General features: G+C 56.0%; 14 protein-coding genes. 5 read left to right on the top strand and 9 right to left on the bottom strand.

Translation table 11 applies throughout. From position 1 onward, the window contains the following. Positions 1 to 123 precede the first annotated feature (123 nt). The gene (gene lpp, locus HMPREF3143_RS08245; protein ID WP_001082307.1) at positions 124 to 360 is read left to right on the top strand and encodes a murein lipoprotein Lpp; all 237 of its coding nucleotides are present in this window, start codon (positions 124 to 126) and stop codon (positions 358 to 360) included. 60 nt (positions 361 to 420) lie between these two features. Here lpp and HMPREF3143_RS08240 read toward each other — a convergent pair whose 3' ends face one another. From HMPREF3143_RS08240 to HMPREF3143_RS08200, 9 genes are all read right to left on the bottom strand, one after another. Next, a complete protein-coding gene (locus HMPREF3143_RS08240) occupies positions 421 to 1,434 on the bottom strand; it encodes a L,D-transpeptidase LdtE (RefSeq protein WP_070532595.1) in 1,014 nt (337 codons plus the stop codon). Between the two features lie 97 nt (positions 1,435 to 1,531). Further along, entirely contained in the window at positions 1,532 to 1,948 is a 417-nt protein-coding gene (gene sufE, locus HMPREF3143_RS08235) for a cysteine desulfuration protein SufE (protein WP_070532593.1), read from the bottom strand. A gap of 14 nt (positions 1,949 to 1,962) precedes the next feature. Next, positions 1,963 to 3,183, bottom strand: coding sequence for a cysteine desulfurase SufS (gene sufS / locus HMPREF3143_RS08230; RefSeq protein WP_023292649.1), 1,221 nt, complete (start codon positions 3,181 to 3,183; stop codon positions 1,963 to 1,965). After that, positions 3,180 to 4,451: a Fe-S cluster assembly protein SufD gene (sufD, locus tag HMPREF3143_RS08225; protein WP_070532591.1), complete on the bottom strand. Its 1,272-nt coding sequence runs from the start codon at positions 4,449 to 4,451 to the stop codon at positions 3,180 to 3,182. The genes sufS and sufD overlap by 4 nt, the downstream gene beginning before the upstream one ends. Then, on the bottom strand, positions 4,426 to 5,172 hold the full coding sequence (sufC, locus tag HMPREF3143_RS08220; RefSeq protein ID WP_008500629.1) for a Fe-S cluster assembly ATPase SufC: 747 nt from the start codon (positions 5,170 to 5,172) through the stop codon (positions 4,426 to 4,428). The genes sufD and sufC overlap by 26 nt, the downstream gene beginning before the upstream one ends. A gap of 9 nt (positions 5,173 to 5,181) precedes the next feature. Beyond that, positions 5,182 to 6,672, bottom strand: a complete 1,491-nt coding sequence (gene sufB / locus HMPREF3143_RS08215) for a Fe-S cluster assembly protein SufB (protein ID WP_070532588.1) — start codon at positions 6,670 to 6,672, stop codon at positions 5,182 to 5,184. A gap of 8 nt (positions 6,673 to 6,680) precedes the next feature. Continuing rightward, positions 6,681 to 7,049: a Fe-S cluster assembly scaffold SufA gene (gene sufA / locus HMPREF3143_RS08210; RefSeq protein ID WP_070532583.1), complete on the bottom strand. Its 369-nt coding sequence runs from the start codon at positions 7,047 to 7,049 to the stop codon at positions 6,681 to 6,683. A 313-nt stretch (positions 7,050 to 7,362) separates the two neighbouring features. Then, the gene (locus HMPREF3143_RS08205) at positions 7,363 to 8,091 is read right to left on the bottom strand and encodes a MerR family transcriptional regulator (protein WP_008500632.1); all 729 of its coding nucleotides are present in this window, start codon (positions 8,089 to 8,091) and stop codon (positions 7,363 to 7,365) included. A gap of 188 nt (positions 8,092 to 8,279) precedes the next feature. Continuing rightward, entirely contained in the window at positions 8,280 to 9,500 is a 1,221-nt protein-coding gene (locus tag HMPREF3143_RS08200; protein ID WP_045910304.1) for a diguanylate phosphodiesterase, read from the bottom strand. Between the two features lie 340 nt (positions 9,501 to 9,840). Between HMPREF3143_RS08200 and ycgZ the strand changes: the two genes are divergently transcribed. From ycgZ to fdhF, 4 genes are all read left to right on the top strand, one after another. Further along, on the top strand, positions 9,841 to 10,080 hold the full coding sequence (gene ycgZ / locus HMPREF3143_RS08195; protein ID WP_070532580.1) for a regulatory protein YcgZ: 240 nt from the start codon (positions 9,841 to 9,843) through the stop codon (positions 10,078 to 10,080). 4 nt (positions 10,081 to 10,084) lie between these two features. Continuing rightward, positions 10,085 to 10,405 (top strand): hypothetical protein, encoded by a 321-nt coding sequence (locus tag HMPREF3143_RS08190; RefSeq protein ID WP_070532577.1) that lies wholly within the window; start codon positions 10,085 to 10,087, stop codon positions 10,403 to 10,405. 29 nt (positions 10,406 to 10,434) lie between these two features. Further along, the gene (locus HMPREF3143_RS08185; RefSeq protein WP_008500635.1) at positions 10,435 to 10,713 is read left to right on the top strand and encodes a biofilm/acid-resistance regulator YmgB/AriR; all 279 of its coding nucleotides are present in this window, start codon (positions 10,435 to 10,437) and stop codon (positions 10,711 to 10,713) included. Positions 10,714 to 10,902: 189 nt separating this feature from the next. Further along, on the top strand, positions 10,903 to 13,053 hold the full coding sequence (gene fdhF, locus HMPREF3143_RS08180) for a formate dehydrogenase subunit alpha (protein ID WP_070532575.1): 2,151 nt from the start codon (positions 10,903 to 10,905) through the stop codon (positions 13,051 to 13,053). Positions 13,054 to 13,138: the final 85 nt, after the last annotated feature.

Here is a 13,138-nt window from a genome sequence, read left to right as displayed (position 1 = left end):
CTTCTTTGAGCGAACGATCAAAAATAGGTGTATTCCCATCAAAAAAATATTCTCAACCCAAAAAACTTTGTGTAATACTTGTAACGCTACATGGAGATTAACTCAATCTAGAGGGTATTAATAATGAATCGTACTAAACTGGTACTGGGCGCGGTAATCCTGGGTTCTACTCTGCTGGCTGGTTGCTCCAGCAACGCTAAAATCGATCAGCTGTCTTCTGACGTTCAGACTCTGAACGCTAAAGTTGACCAGCTGAGCAACGACGTGAACGCAATGCGTTCCGACGTTCAGGCTGCTAAAGACGACGCAGCTCGCGCTAACCAGCGTCTGGACAACCAGGCTACTAAATACCGTAAGTAATAGTACCTGTTAATAAAATGGCGCACATTGTGCGCCATTTTTTTTGCCTGCGTCAAACGCCTACTGCGTCACCCTCTCCCCTTCATCTTCCGCCACCGCAGCAGACACCCGGCTGTTCTGCACCGACAACACGCTATTGCTGGCTGACGGGCCGCTACCGGACGACACGATAACCGGGATCCCGGCACGACGTGACAGCGCTTTATCAATCAGCGCCTTATCGCTTCCTGCCTGAGAAACAAAGGCCGCAAAGTCGGCGGAATGGGTAATGGGCGAGACCTGCGGATTTTCCCCTTCTACCTGCGCCAGCGGACGGTGGACCTCAATATAGCGTTTACCATCCGGCTCCACGGAAAACTTCACGGGTTCATTAATAATCTGCACCCGCGTGCCCACCCGCACCTGTTCGAACAGCGCCTTAATGTCCGGGGCGTTCATCCGCATACAGCCAGAGCTGACACGCAGGCCAACGCTGTCCGGCGCGCTGGTGCCATGAATGAGATATTCCCCATTCCCCACGCCTAAACGCAGCGCGAAGCGTCCTAGCGGGTTATTTGGCCCGGCAGGGACCACCGGAGGCAGTTTAATGCCCTGCTCCAGAGAACGTGCTCGTATGCCCGGCGTGGGTGTCCAGGTGGGATTCGGGATCTTCTGGCTCACCCGCGTGGTCGTCACCGGCGTTTCCAGCCCCAGTTGCCCAATACCCAGAGGATAAACCTGAACAATATTTTGCCCCGGCGGGAAGTAGTAGAGCCGAAGCTCAGCAAGATTCACCACAATCCCCTCACGGGGCGTATCCGGCAGCAGCATTTGCGACGGAATGGTTATCACGGTGCCCGGCGCAGGGTTTACCGGCGCAATGGTATTGTTGGTTTCCAGGAGCACCTGCGCCGCCGTATTAAACCGGCGGGCGATGGTCTGCAGCTTATTATCCCCTTCCTGTATCGTGTAGGTTTGATTTTGCCCAATCAGACGACTGCCTGCGGGCGGCAACGGATAGTCCATCGCGCGGGCCGATTGAAGGGCGCCGAGCGAACTGAGGAGTAATAGAGTAATGAGAGACGCGCGCTTCATGCTGAGATTCCTTATCCACTGACAGAACGCCAGAAAGCTGAAAAACCAGCGAGGCGGGAACCACCTCGCGAAACAGAATGAATGCTGTTCTGTAAGTCTAGCTAAGGATTGCAGCTTTGGCGCGGATGGCGCGAATCATCGCTTCCAGTCCCTGAGAGCGGGACGGGGTGAGGTGTTGGGTTAAGGCCATTTTTTCAAACCACGGACGAACATCGAACGCGACGATATCCTGCGCAGACATCTGCTGGTAAAGGCTAAAGACGACCGCAATAAGCCCTTTTACAATGGCGGCATCGCTGTCGCCGCGCAATTCGATCGTGCCGTCATCCGCCTGCGCCATCACAATCCACACCTGGCTCTGGCAGCCCTGAATACTGTTCTGCGGGCTGTGCGCCTCTTCACCGAGCGGCGGCAAACGCTGTCCCAGCTCGATGATATAGAGATACTTCTCTTCCCAGTTTGCGCAACGCGAGAAGTTGCGCAGTAATTTATCTTTGTCCGGCAGCTCTGCCATCTTTCGCCTCTCCGTTAGCCCAGCAGCTGATGAATGCGCTTCAGCCCCGCCACCAGCCTGTCGACCTCTTCCGTCGTGTTGTACATCACCAGCGATGCGCGGCACATTGCCGGTACCTGGTAAAACGCCATCAGCGGCATGGCGCAGTGGTGCCCGGTGCGGACCGCCACGCCGTAGTTATCGAGGAAACTGCCCACGTCATAGGCGTGGTGTTTCCCAAGATTAAACGCGATTACCCCTTGCCGATCGGCAGGCCCGTAGAGGGTTAAATCCGGCACGCTGGCAAGCTCTGCAAGCGCGTAGTGCATCAGCAGCTGTTCATACTCCTGAATGGCATCAAGACCGATGGCAGAGACGTAAGAGACCGCCGCCCCCAGCCCGATAATGCCCCCGGTGTTGGGCGTGCCCGCCTCAAAACGCCACGGGGCGCGCGCGTAGGTCGTGCCTTCCGTCAGGCTGACGGTGGCGATCATTGACCCGCCCCCTTCCCACGGCGGCATCGCCTGCAGGATCTCTTCTTTCACATACAGCACGCCAATCCCGGTCGGCCCGTAGAGCTTGTGGCCTGAAAAGACGTAGAAATCACAGTCCAGCGCCTGGACGTCAACCGCGTGGTGCATCACCGCCTGCGCGCCGTCAATCAGGACCTTTGCGCCCGCCTGATGGGCCTTCTCGACGATCTCTGCCACCGGGTTTTCGGTCCCCAGCACGTTGGAGACCTGGGTAACCGCCACCAGCCGCGTGCGGTCATCCAGCAAGAGGTCAAGCTGCTCAAGCTGAAGCGTCCCGTCAGCGTTTAGCGGGATCACCCGCAGCTGGGCGCCCACGCGCTCGCAGAGCATCTGCCACGGCACGATATTGGCGTGGTGCTCCATCTGGGTGATGATGATGTTATCCCCCGCGTGGACCTGCGCGTTGCCCCAGCTGTTAGCGACAAGGTTGATCCCTTCGGTGGTCCCGCGAACAAAGACCAGTTCTTCCGGCGAGCGGGCGTTAAGAAAAGCGGCAAGCTGCGTGCGCACGTTTTCCATCCGCTGGGTCGCCTCTGCGCTCAGGGTATGGATACCGCGATGCACGGCGGCATAGCCGTGGCGATAGAACTCGGCTTCGGCATCCACCACCTGATTCGGCTTCTGCGCGCTGGCCGCGCTGTCCAGATAGGCCAGCGGCAGACCGTTTACTTCACGGGTCAGAACCGGGAAATCTGCCCGTACTTTTTCGACGGGAAAACTCATGCTTCGCCTCCAGGCAGGCGCTGACCGATCCGATCCAGCACCTGCAGTTTTAACTGACCATCGTGCAGCGCTTCCGTCAGTTCGGCGGCAAACGCGTAGATAATCATTTTCTGCGCCGCCTGCTGGTCGATGCCGCGAGAGCGCAGGTAGAACATCTGCTCGTCGTCGATTCGCCCGACCGTCGCACCGTGGCTGCACTTCACGTCGTCGGCGTAGATCTCCAGCTGCGGCTTGGTGTCCACCTCTGCCAGGCGACCTAACAGCAGATTGTTGTTGGTCATCTGCCCGTCGGTTTTAATGGCGTGCTGCGCCACGTTAATCAGGCCGTTAAACACCGCACGCCCTTTATCACTCACGATGGTTTTATGCAGCTGGCGGCTGTTGCAGTAGCCTTTGTTGTGCTCCAGCCAGGTGCGCGTGTCACACACTTCTGATTTAACCGGCATCGCCAGGCTGTTGATGCGCAGCGTGGTGTTTTCACCGTTAAGCTGCGTGCTGGTGTTGTGGCGCAGCACCGCCCCGCCGAGCAGGAAGCTGTGGCTGTACGCGGCGGCATCCTGTCCCAGGACAATGTCGTTATGGGCAAAGTGGTGGCTCTGCGCATTCTCAAACGCCAGCTTGATGTGGTGTAGCTGGGCATTCGCCGCCACGTTCATCGTCAGTCGCGACCCGGTAAAGTGACGTGTCTCATTGAGGCTGACGTAGTGTTCGATGACCGTGGCCTCCGCCCCCTCCGCCAGCTCAAGATGGTGGCGATAGTGCGCGGTATTGATTTCGGCGCCGTCCAGACCCTGAGTGATGTGCATCAGCAGCAGCGGTTTGGCCGGACGCTGGTTACGCTTCACGCCGATATGCGTCACGCTGCGGGCCAGGCTTTCGGTCAGGTGCAGAAAGACCTCAGGCTGAACCGGGGCGTTCAGGCGCTGGCGATCGTCGTTTATCTCAATCTCAAAGCCGCTCTCCTGGAGCGTGTCGCTCAGCTCAGGGCGGAACTGACCGTCGACAAACACCAGGCGCACGGCATCGACACGCAACGCCAGTGCGTCGCGCTGCGCCGAAGTGAGATCCGCCAGACGGGCCACAAACTCGGCGTTCAGCAAGCCATCAAGCGGGGTGTACTTCCAGTTCTCATGCTTACGCGTCGGCAGGCCAAGACGCAGCATCTGCTGCAGATGCTGCTGCGCCTGCTCGGAGCGCGTGCCGCCCTGGGCCTCAAACAGCCGGTGCCACTGCTGGAGCGCATTACTGCTGTTCGGTAAGCCAGCCATAACCCTGCTCCTCCAGTTGTTTAACCAGCGTGAAATCACCGGATTTCACAATGCGCCCCTGGTAAAGCACGTGGACGTAATCCGGCTTGATGTAGTCCAGAATGCGCTGGTAGTGGGTGACGATAATAAACGAGCGCTTGCCGTCGCGCAGGGCGTTCACCCCGTCGGCGACAATCTTCAGGGCGTCGATATCCAGACCAGAGTCGGTCTCATCCAGAATGCACAGCTCGGGCTCCAGCACCGCCATCTGCAAAATGTCGTTACGCTTTTTCTCGCCGCCGGAAAAACCGACGTTCACCGAGCGGGTGAGCAAATCTTCCGGCATTTTCAGCAGCTTGATTTTCTCTTCCATTAAATCCTGGAAGTCGAAGCGGTCGAGCGCCTCCAGCCCCCGGTATTTCCGCACCGCGTTGAGCGCGGTTTGCAGGAAGAACTGGTTGCTGACGCCGGGGATTTCTACCGGATACTGGAAGGCCATAAAGATGCCCTCGCCCGCGCGGTCTTCCGGCGACATCTCCAGCAGATCTTTGCCGTTAAATTCGACCGAGCCGTGGGTCACCTCATAATCTTCGCGTCCCGCCAGCGTCGCAGAAAGCGTACTTTTCCCGGAACCGTTCGGCCCCATGATGGCGTGGACTTCGCCCGGCTTGACGTCAAAATTGAGGCCACGCAGGATGGCTTTATCTTCTACGCTGACCTGTAAATCTTTAATGCTTAACATGTGCTTTCCTTAACCGACGCTGTGTTCAAGACTGATGGCGAGGAGTTTCTGGGCTTCAACGGCAAATTCCAGCGGCAGTTCAGAGAACACGTCCTTACAGAAGCCGTTTACGATCATCGAGATGGCATCCTCTTCGCTGATCCCGCGCTGCAGGCAGTAGAAGAGATGATCTTCCCCAATCCGTGACGTGGTCGCCTCGTGCTCCAGCTGGGCCGTGTTATTACGGCATTCGACGTATGGGAAGGTATGCGCCCCGCAGTCAGCGCCAATCAGCATCGAGTCACACTGGGTGAAGTTTCGCGCATTGGTCGCCGTCGGCATGATTTTCACCAGCCCGCGATAGCTGTTCTGACTGTGTCCGGCGGAAATCCCTTTCGAGATGATGGTCGATCTGGTGTTTTTACCGATGTGGATCATCTTGGTGCCGGTATCGGCCTGCTGATGGCCGCTGGTGAGCGCCACCGAGTAGAACTCGCCGATGGAGTTATCCCCGCGCAGGATGCAGCTCGGGTATTTCCAGGTGATGGCCGAGCCGGTTTCGGACTGGGTCCACGACATCTTGCTGTTTTCGCCTTCGCACAGCGCACGCTTGGTCACGAAGTTCAGGATGCCGCCGGTATTGCCGTCGCCCGGGAACCAGTTTTGCACCGTCGAGTATTTCACCTCGGCGTCTTTATGGATGATGACCTCCACCACCGCCGCGTGCAGCTGATAGCTGTCGCGCACAGGTGCGGAACACCCTTCGATGTAGCTGACGTAGCTGCCTTCATCCGCGACCAGAATGGTACGTTCGAACTGGCCGGTTTTTTCGGCATTAATGCGGAAATAGGTGGAAAGCTCCATCGGACAGCGCACGCCTTTCGGCACGTAAATAAAGGTGCCGTCCGAGGCCACCGCCGCGTTAAGCGCCGCAAAGAAGTTGTCGTTAGAGGGCACCACGGTTCCGATGTACTTTTTCACCAGTTCAGGATGATCGTGAATCGCTTCGCCGAAGGAGCAGAAAATGATCCCCTGCTCTGCCAGCTTCTCGCGGTAGGTGGTGGCCACCGAGACCGAGTCAAAGATAGCGTCCACCGCCACCTCTTTCCCTTCGCGCACCGGTACGCCCAGCTGGTTGAAGGCTTCTTCTACCTCTTTGCTGAGGAAACTGTTCTCCGCGCCGGTTTGCTGCACCGCGCCGGGCTGCGAGGCGCAGGTGTCATCGCAGCTGCCGCAGGAGGGCGCGGAGTAGTAGCTGTAATCCTGATAATTAAGCTTATCGTAGTGGGCTTTCAGCCAGTGCGGCTCTTCCATCTCCAGCCAGGCGCGGTAGGCGCTCAGGCGAAACTCCAGCATCCACTCGGGCTCGTTACGTTTCGCCGAGATCGCCCGCACGACATCTTCATTGATGCCTTTTGCCAGCTCATCGGTCTGCAGCTGGGTGAAGAACCCCTCTTTATAGTTGAGGTGCCCGCCGCTCCAGGTATTTACTTCACTCGTTGCTTCAGTATTACGAGACATAGTTCCGCCTATACCCCAAAGCTTTCGCCGCAGCCGCATTCGTTCTGGGCTTTCGTGTTATGAAATTTGAATAACTGGTTTAAGCCTTCGCGGACGTAGTCCACTTCGGTGCCGTCGATAAAGGGCATGGCCTGCAGCGCGACGTACAGTTTTGCGCCGTCGGTCTCAAACACCAGGTCATCTTTCTCGGGTTCGGTGACGGTATCAAGCACGTAACCGAAACCTGCGCAGCCGGTCTGTTTGACACCTAAACGCACGCCGAGGATCTCGGGCTTTTTCGCCACCAGCTCGTGAATATGTGCCGCCGCCGCTGGCGTGAGCGTTAACCCGCGCCAGGCAAAATCGGCAGGATTAAAGGTTTCTGAATGCAGTTCCATAGGTCCACCTCATCTGATAAGCCATCAGGGCATAACACCATGTTAGTGATAACGATTATCACTTCAACCCTCTGTCAGCAGGGGCATTCGGCTAAACCGCCCTTTTTGCCTACTTTTATTAAGCATAGACCCTGTGGCAGGATGCAGGCAGGATGGATTTAATTGTTCAATGCATTGATTAATAATGCATTTCGTTGTGGCATTCGGGCAGGAGAGGAGAAACGTAAAATATGCATTGGAAATGCCTATTTTTGAGATAGCTTTTGCATGGAAAGTGACAAAAATAAAAAAAGGCCCTCAAGGCCTCTTACACTTAATGATGAAATGAGACAGCAAACCCCTGTTCACGCCAGTGGTCGAGCTGTTCCTGCTGTCGAGGCGTTGGCGATTTCCCCGTCCAGACGAAGATTTTTTGCCCCGGGAACAGTTCAGGACGCGGCGAATCAATCGGTTCTGCCAGGACGTCGATGTGCCAGCCCTTCTGCGCTAAGCGCGCGGCTTCGAGCCACAGATGGGTGCGGTCATCGCACTCCCAGCCGATCAGGAGAGCGTCTTTACCGGCTTTCTTACGGGACTCCGCCAGGCTTGCAATCGCGAATTCAATCAGGACTCCGTCTAACAGGCTCGCCATGTGACGCACGGTATTTTGGTCCTGGTTCATCCGCTGACGGACGGGAGAAATGATATTGTCAATCAGGGAATCTATCGGGTGATCGCGGCGGAACTCGCCAATTTTGGCGCGCAGCTTTGCCGGGCTGGCGTAGCGCAGAACGGTCATCATCTCTTCCTGGAACGAGACCCAGTTGCCCTGAGTCAACACTTCCTTGTTTTCCAGCAAGGCTTTTACTTTCCCGACCGAAACGCCGCTCTTCATCAGGCGTTTGATCTCTTCTATACGCAGGATATCTTCATCGTCAAACTGACGATGGCCCCCTTCGCTGCGCTGCGGCTTCAACAATCCATAACGGCGCTGCCAGGCACGCAGCGTAACGGGGTTGATACCGCATCGTTCGGCCACTTCGCCGATACTGTAATAGGCCATTAACTCCCTCACGCTCAGAACTTCCATACCTAACTGCACCAACCTTATCAGATTGTACAAACCATTTGTATAACTAAGACCGCATTTTGAACGGGTGAATGGCTTACCACCCCATCCACCTGTTAATACATTGTTGTATAAAATTTACCGTTCGTACAGTAACGTCTGCCAGATTGTGTACAGCTTTATCACAATTCGAACTTTTTCTCCGGCCAGGCAATGGCTGGAATCCCGCCGTGCCGGGGGCTGGCAAAAAGATGCCCCTGGAACTGGGAAATTCCCGCAGATTCCAGCCACATCCACTCTTCTGCCTTCTCTACCCCCACCGCGCAGAACTGGATTTCAAGCGAGGAACAGCATTTGATGATCGCCTGAATGATGGCCTGTCGGGGGCCACTTTTATGCACGTTCGCGACCAGATCGCGATTAATCTTAATTCTGTCAGGCTGGAAGTGGGCCAGCAGCTGCAGCCCGGCAAAACCGGCACCAAAGTGATCGATCGTCACGCTGATACCCGCGCTTTTTAACTGCCTGACCGAATCCGTGAATTCATCAAAACGGGAAATGGCTTCGCTCTCGGTGAACTCCACCACGATTTGCTCAGGTACAAAACCGTTTGCTTCAATCGCGGTGAGCAGAAAATCCACGGCGTTGGGAATGTTAACCAGCGTCATAGGAAGCAGGTTAAGGGATAACGTCTGGTCCTGTAACCCCAGCGCGCTGGCCATGGAGAGCGCCACCTGCTTGCTTTGCAAATCAGACGCGTACACTTCCTCATGCGGAAGGCTGGCGAAATAAGCCCCCGGCGAGTCGCCGGACGGGGTGCGGAGAAGCGCCTCCCAGGAGACAACCTGCTGCATAAATGGATCGACTATCGGCTGGAACGCGAAGCTGCAATCCGCCCCCTTCGCGACCACCTCAGGTTGCGCGGACAAGCGCGTTTCTTCGCGAACGAATTCCCATGAGTCCGCAGGCGGCAGTTCAAAATAGTTCGCTTTTTCCGTGGCCTCGACAAAGGTGCGGAAAAACTGCAGAGGGCGGTCGTTATACGTCAGCTGGTAGCGTGTCGTCCCCTTATTGAGCACCTGCTGCAGTACCTCGTCCCTGTCGAAGTGGCGCAAATCAAAAAGCTCCATACCCACGTTGCCAAAACGCCGGACAGGCCCGTGATCGCGCATTAACTCGACCACGTTATGGTGGCGCGGGTCGTTGCAGATCTGCTCATAGATAGCCGAAACGTGCTCAACCGGCCCTTCCAGCAGTTGAAAAAAATGTGTGCCGTTAAACAGCAAGATCCCCGTGACATTGGATTGCCGATTTTTACGATTTGCAGCAGCGACCATTGCTTCCAGCGCTTTCACTGGAACGTCCTCGCAGATATGACTGCGGTAAATGATGGTTGTGAGCATGCTATTCCTGGGGGGTTAGGGTTTTGGCCACAAAAGACGTGGGGAATGTTTATTTATAGCACATTAATTGCCTGACAAATAATTTACATCTCAACCATTTACGGCAGTTAATGAGACCGTTTGACTCGGCTGTACAACTTACCAGCACATGCGCTTTTTGTACAATATATCCTGCACTCTACCCCCATCACAACGCCAACCCAACGCAATGAAAAATAAATGATTTATAAGATATATCGAAAAAAATCTAAAAATCTGTACATTTTAGATGTACAGATTTGGAAATTGTGTATACCTTAAATGTAACGTTACTGATTACAAAATTTTACAGGAGCGAAACATGCAGCAGAAAGGTTACGTCGCAGATTCCGCAGCAGCAATCGCACAGTACTTAGAAAAAGCCGCGCTTCCGACCCAACAGGAAACGCTGGGGCAGGTGGTTGTTGAAATTCTCAGCGACGGGCGAAACCTTAATCGCAAATCGCTTTGTACAAAATTGCTCAGCCGCCTCGAAAAGGCCGATGGGCCGGAAGAGGAAGAGCATTACCACATGCTGCTTGGTCTGCTCTTCGAACGGTAAGGATATGAATCGCAGTAACGCAGACCGACTGATAGACCAGCTTATCGGTGAAGCCGTTCTCTCTCTTCTGAAAGAGCGGGGGCCGGTGACAACGGAAGGCTTGCTACAGCGTCTGCGGGTCATGAAAGAACATGAAAAGGATCCCCAGCGGCGGGAGACACTTGCGGTGGTGATTGCCGAGATCGGCTCAAACAGCATCGCCTTTACACGTCGCAGAACCGCGCAAGGACGAACAAAAAGAGAGGGATCTCTCAACGATAACCGAGACAATGTAGTGCCGTTATTTGGAAGTGGAAAACCGTCCGATCCCAAAAAAATACATTGACTGCAATTTAACAGCTACGGTGAGAACAAATGAGACAAAATATTCAGCTTCAACCCGAATATCACTCTGCTTTTTTAGACAGTGCGCTGGCGGAGTATTTCCGCCATGCAGGCGATCGTTTTGCTGAAGAGTCCGCTATTTTTTCTACTGCAGTACGCTGTGTTCTGGCCTCTGAAGGCCATCTTTCCAATAAAGCGATCATCCTCTGGCTCATTCAGACGCTGGAATCCACCAACGACGTGGTTCAGGCGGATGTGATTCGTAAGACGCTGGAAATCGTGGTGGGTTACACCATGGACGATCTCTGAGTTCCTGCTGGCCGCGCCCCCTAACGTGTCATCGTCAAAACTGACGATCGGCCTGACGATGACACGCGCCCTCCCCCATAACACCCTGTAATACACGCAAAGCCAACCTGGCACGCTTCCTGCTTATCTCCGCATACGGGACTGGTTTTCCAGTCAACTTTGCTTCATTTCTTAACAGGTCTGTTATTGATGAAAAAGATCACCAGCGTCTGCCCGTACTGCGGTGCAGGCTGTAAATTGAACCTTGTCGTTGAAAATAACCGTATCATCCGTGCCGAAGCGGCAGAGGGGGTCACAAACCAGGGCACCTTATGTCTGAAAGGGTTTTACGGCTGGGACTTCCTCAACGACACCCGTCTTCTCACCCCCCGCCTTACCCAGCCCATGATCCGCTACCGCAAAGGCGAAGCCTTCACCCCCGTTACCTGGAAAGAGGCGATCCGCTACACCGCCCACAGGCTCAGCAGCATTAAAGCGCAGCACGGGCCGCGGTCGATCATGACCACCGGCTCCTCTCGCGGCACCGGCAATGAAACCAACTACGTAATGCAAAAGTTTGCCCGCGCGGTGCTGAACACCAACAACGTGGACTGCTGCGCGCGCGTCTGTCATGGCCCGTCCGTGGCGGGTTTACAGGAAACGCTCGGCAACGGCGCGATGAGCAACTCCATTAACGATATTGAAAACTCAAAATGCCTGCTGGTGTTTGGCTATAACTGCGCGGACTCCCACCCTATCGTTGCCCGCCGCGTGCTGAAAGCGCGTGAAAACGGCGCAAAAATTATCGTCTGCGATCCGCGGCGTATTGAAACGGCGCGTATTGCCGATCAACATCTGCAGCTGAAAAATGGCAGCAACATGGCGCTGGTGAACGCCTTTGGCTATGTGCTGCTGGAAGAGGAGCTGTACGACAAAAGCTACGTGGCGCGCTTTACGGAAGGGCTTGAGGCCTACCGGCAAACGGTAAAAGACTATGCGCCTGAGAAGGTCGAACATCTTACCGGCATCCCCGCCCGTGATGTCCGCCAGGCGATGCGCACGTTCGCGGCGGCTCCTTCTGCTACCGTGATGTGGGGAATGGGCGTGACCCAGTTTGGTCAGGCCGTTGATGTGGTCAAAGGGCTGTCCAGCCTGGCGCTGCTGACCGGGAATCTCGGTCGCCCCGCCGTCGGCGTCGGACCGGTGCGCGGTCAGAACAACGTCCAGGGTGCCTGCGATATGGGCGTACTGCCGAATATGTTCCCCGGCTATCAGGATGTGACCGACCCGGCGGTCCGGCAGAAGTTCGCTGATGCCTGGGGTATTGATGTCAATAAAATGGACGATCGCGTCGGGACGCGCATTACCGAAGTGCCGCATCTTGCGCTGGAAGGCAAGGTCAAAGCCTATTACATCATGGGAGAAGATCCGCTCCAGACGGAAGCCGATCTCGGCCTGGTGCGCAGCGGTTTTGAAGCGCTCGATTTTGTCGTGGTTCAGGACATCTTTATGACCAAAACGGCAGAGGTGGCGGACGTTCTGCTTCCGGCTACCTCATGGGGTGAACACGGCGGCGTCTTTACCTGTGCCGATCGCGGCTTCCAGCGTTTTGGCAAAGCCATTGAAGCCAGCGGCAACGTGAAGCGCGACTGGGAGATCATCAGCCTGCTCGCCACCGAGATGGGCTACCCGATGCATTATGACTCCAACCAGCAGATCTGGGACGAGATGCGCGACCTGTGCCCGCTCTTCGACGGCGTGACGTATGAAAAAATGGGCGAGATGGGCCACGTTCAATGGCCGTGCCCGACGCTGGATCATCCCGGTACGCCGTACCTGTACAAAGATAATCAGTTCGATACCCCAACCGGTAAAGGGCAGCTCTTTGCCGCACCGTGGCGCGCGCCGGCGGAAACTCCGGATGCGGATTTCCCGCTGGTGCTCTGTACGGTCCGCGAGGTGGGCCACTACTCCTGCCGCTCCATGACCGGGAACTGCGCCGCGCTGCAAAGTCTGGCAGACGAGCCGGGTCGGGTGCAAATGAACCCTGCCGATGCGGACAAGCTGGGCATTGCCGACGGACAGCTGGTCTGGGTGCGCTCCCGCCGGGGGAAAGTAATTTCCCGCGCCAGCATCAGCGAGCGTATCAACGCCGGGGCCGTCTATATGACCTTTCAGTGGTGGATTGGCGCCTGCAACGAGCTGACCCAGGACAACCTCGATCCCATCTCCAAAACCCCGGAAACGAAGTACTGCGCGGTGCAACTGGAGGCGATTGAGGACCAGCGCTGGGCGGAGGACTATGCCGCGTCGGCGTATCAGTCCATGAAGTCGCGGCTGATAAGTGCGGCGAACGTCTGAGGAAAATGCCGGGTGCCGTAACCGCCACCCGGCAATCGCGTACGGTATCATGCAATAACAAGCAACTCGCTTACCCGTCCCAAAG

The organism is Enterobacter sp. HMSC16D10 (assembly GCF_001807145.1).
Taxonomy (GTDB): domain Bacteria; phylum Pseudomonadota; class Gammaproteobacteria; order Enterobacterales; family Enterobacteriaceae; genus Enterobacter; species Enterobacter roggenkampii.
This window is presented reverse-complemented; position numbering and strand designations above follow the sequence as displayed.